Here is a 3142-nt window from a genome sequence, read left to right as displayed (position 1 = left end):
CCGCTCCGCCAAGGACGGCCTGAAGGATCCGGTCAACAGCGTCGTGATTGTCACCGATTTTGCCGCAGACAAGGGCCTGAAGCCGGTACTGGACCGCGCCGCCCTGATTGGCAAGGCGGTCAACGCGACCCGCTCGCTGGTCAACCAGCCGCCCAGCCACCTCTACCCCGAATCCTTCGCAGAAGCGGCCAGGGAACTGTCCAAGGGCCTGCCGGTCAAGGTGACCGTGTGGGACGAGAAGCGCCTGGACAAGGAAGGCTTCGGCGGAATCCTCGGCGTCGGCAAGGGCTCCACCCGGCAGCCGCGCCTGGTCAAGGTCGAATACTCCCCCGCCAGGGCCACCGCCAAGATCGCCCTCGTGGGCAAGGGCATCACCTTCGATACCGGCGGCATCTCGCTCAAGCCGCACCTCGGCATGGGCGACATGAAGTCCGACATGGCGGGCGCCGCCGTCGTGCTGAACACCGTCCTGGCCCTCGCCGGCCTGGGCCTGCCGGTCAAGGCGACCGCCTGGCTCTGCATCGCGGAAAACATGCCCTCGGGTGCCGCCCAGCGTCCCGCCGACGTGCTCACGATGTTCGGCGGCAAGACCGTTGAGGTCCTGAACACCGACGCCGAGGGCCGCCTGGTCATGGCCGACGGCATCGTCGCCGCCAGCCAGGAGTACCCGGACGCGATCATCGACGTCGCCACCCTCACCGGCGCGCAGCTCATCGCCCTCGGTGACCGCACCGCCGGCGTGATGGGCTCCGAATCCGTCACCGGCCCGCTCAAGGCTGCCGCTGACCGCGCCGGTGAACTGGTCTGGCCGATGCCGCTGCCCGAGGAGCTGCGCCCCAGCCTCGACTCGCAGGTCGCGGACATCGCCAACATTGGCGAACGCCACGGCGGCATGATGACGGCTGCCGTCTTCCTGCGCGAATTCGTGGGCAAGGGCAAGGACGGCGAGCAGATCCCCTGGGCCCACATCGACATTGCCGGACCGTCCTTCAACAACGGCAGCCCCTACGGCTACAACCACAAGCAGGGCACGGGCTGCACCGTGCGCACGCTCGTGGCCTACGTCGAGGACATCCTGGCCAAAACCGCCTAGGCCCGAACCCGTCCAGGCGTCCGCGCCAGCTGGCGGCCGGGGCTGTGCTGCCCCGGTCACCAGGCCGCGTGAGACTGGACACAAGCGCTCCACAAACGCCACGGCAAGGTGGAGCATGTATTAGTGGTTCGCTAAGGTGAACTCCGGTAGTCACAAATGAAGTAGTCACAAATGAAAGGGAACAGTCCTGCTGGCATAATCACGGCAGGGAAGTTCCAAGACCAGATGATGCGTACTCTCGTGTCATCGTTCACGCGAGGGAGCGTTTTAGTGGCCGATCAGGCAACTGCGCAAGAATTCGACATCCTGGTACTCGGCGGCGGCAGCGGCGGCTACGCAACTGCCCTGCGTGCCGTTCAGCTTGGCCTCACGGTTGGCCTGATCGAAAAGGGCAAGCTCGGCGGCACCTGCCTGCACAACGGCTGTATCCCCACCAAGGCCCTGCTGCACTCCGCGGAACTGGCCGACCACGCCCGTGACTCGGCGAAGTACGGCGTCAACGTGACCCTGGACAGCATCGACATCACTGCTGTCAACGCCTACAAAGACGGCATCATCGCCGGTAAGTTCAAGGGCCTGCAGGGCCTCATCAAGGGCAAAAAGGGCATCACCGTCATCGAGGGCGAAGGCAAGCTCCAGGGCACCGACACCGTCGTCGTGAACGGCACCGCGTACAAGGGCAAGAACATTGTCCTCGCGACCGGCTCGTACTCCCGCTCGCTGCCGGGCCTGGAAATCGGCGGCAAGGTCATCACCTCCGACGAAGCCCTCACCATGGATTACATCCCGAAGAGCGCGATCATCCTGGGCGGCGGCGTGATCGGCGTTGAGTTCGCTTCAGTGTGGAAGTCCTTCGGCGTCGACGTCACCATCATCGAGGGCCTGCCGTCGCTGGTCCCGAACGAGGACGCGACGATCGTCAAGGCCTTCGAGCGCGCCTTCAAGAAGCGCGGCATCAAGTTCTCCACCGGCACCTTCTTCCAGGGCGTTGAGCAGAACGCCGACGGCGTCAAGGTCACCCTCGTGGACGGCAAGACCTTCGAGGCAGACCTCATGCTCGTCGCCGTCGGCCGCGGCCCCGTCACGGCCAACCTTGGCTACGAGGAAGCCGGCCTGACCATCGACCGCGGCTTCGTTATCACCAACGAACGCCTGCACACAGGCGTCGGAAACGTCTACGCCGTCGGCGACATCGTCCCGGGCGTCCAGCTGGCCCACCGCGGCTACCAGCAGGGCATCTTCGTCGCCGAGGAAATCGCCGGGCTCAAGCCGGTTGTCGTCGAGGACGTCAACATCCCCAAGGTCACCTACTCCGAGCCGGAAATTGCGACCGTCGGTTACACGGAGAAGGCCGCCAAGGCCAAGTTCGGTGACGATCAGGTCCTCACCCAGGAATACAACCTTGCCGGCAACGGCAAGAGCTCCATCCTGGGCACCAGCGGCCTCGTGAAGCTGGTCCGCCAGAAGGACGGCCCCGTCGTCGGCGTCCACATGATCGGCTCCCGCATGGGCGAGCAGATCGGTGAAGCCCAGCTGATCGTGAACTGGGAAGCCTACCCGGAAGACGTGGCCCAGCTGGTCCACGCCCACCCGACCCAGAACGAGTCCCTGGGCGAGGCCCACCTGGCCCTGGCCGGCAAGGCCCTCCACGGCTAGCAGTTCCGCCCGCACCACCGCAAGAACATCGTGCGTAGTGCACCCGGCCCGAAATGCCGGGTGCACTAAGCTCGACCAAGGCAGCAATCATCCGCACAAAAGATCAATAAGGAGAACGGGGACGACATGTCTGAATCCGTTAACTTGCCCGCCCTCGGTGAGAGTGTCACCGAAGGAACCGTCACCCGCTGGCTCAAGCAGGTAGGTGACCGGGTAGAGGTGGACGAGCCGCTGCTCGAGGTTTCCACCGACAAAGTAGACACCGAGATCCCCTCTCCGATCGCCGGCGTGATCGAGGAAATCCTCGTCGCCGAAGACGAGACCGCCGAAGTTGGCGCGCCGCTGGTCCGCATCGGTGACGGTTCCGGCTCCGCTGGCTCGGGCGAAGCCCCC

At 65.1% G+C, this 3142-nt stretch carries 3 protein-coding genes; all 3 read left to right on the top strand.

Features of this window, described 5'->3' with window-relative positions; translation table 11 throughout:
* Positions 1-1093: leucyl aminopeptidase (locus K789_RS0116745; protein ID WP_024367760.1), on the top strand; the 1093-nt coding region annotated here is incomplete at its 5' end.
* Positions 1094-1363: 270 nt separating this feature from the next.
* Positions 1364-2749, top strand: coding sequence for a dihydrolipoyl dehydrogenase (gene lpdA / locus K789_RS0116740; RefSeq protein ID WP_024367759.1), 1386 nt, complete (start codon positions 1364-1366; stop codon positions 2747-2749).
* 126 nt (positions 2750-2875) lie between these two features.
* Positions 2876-3142: biotin/lipoyl-containing protein (locus tag K789_RS23385; protein WP_035740085.1), on the top strand; the 267-nt coding region annotated here is incomplete at its 3' end.

Origin of the sequence: Arthrobacter sp. TB 26, from assembly GCF_000427315.1 — a bacterium.
Classification (GTDB): domain Bacteria; phylum Actinomycetota; class Actinomycetes; order Actinomycetales; family Micrococcaceae; genus Arthrobacter.
The sequence above is the reverse complement of the archived record's forward strand: the minus strand, read 5'-3'. Positions and strand labels throughout refer to the sequence as shown.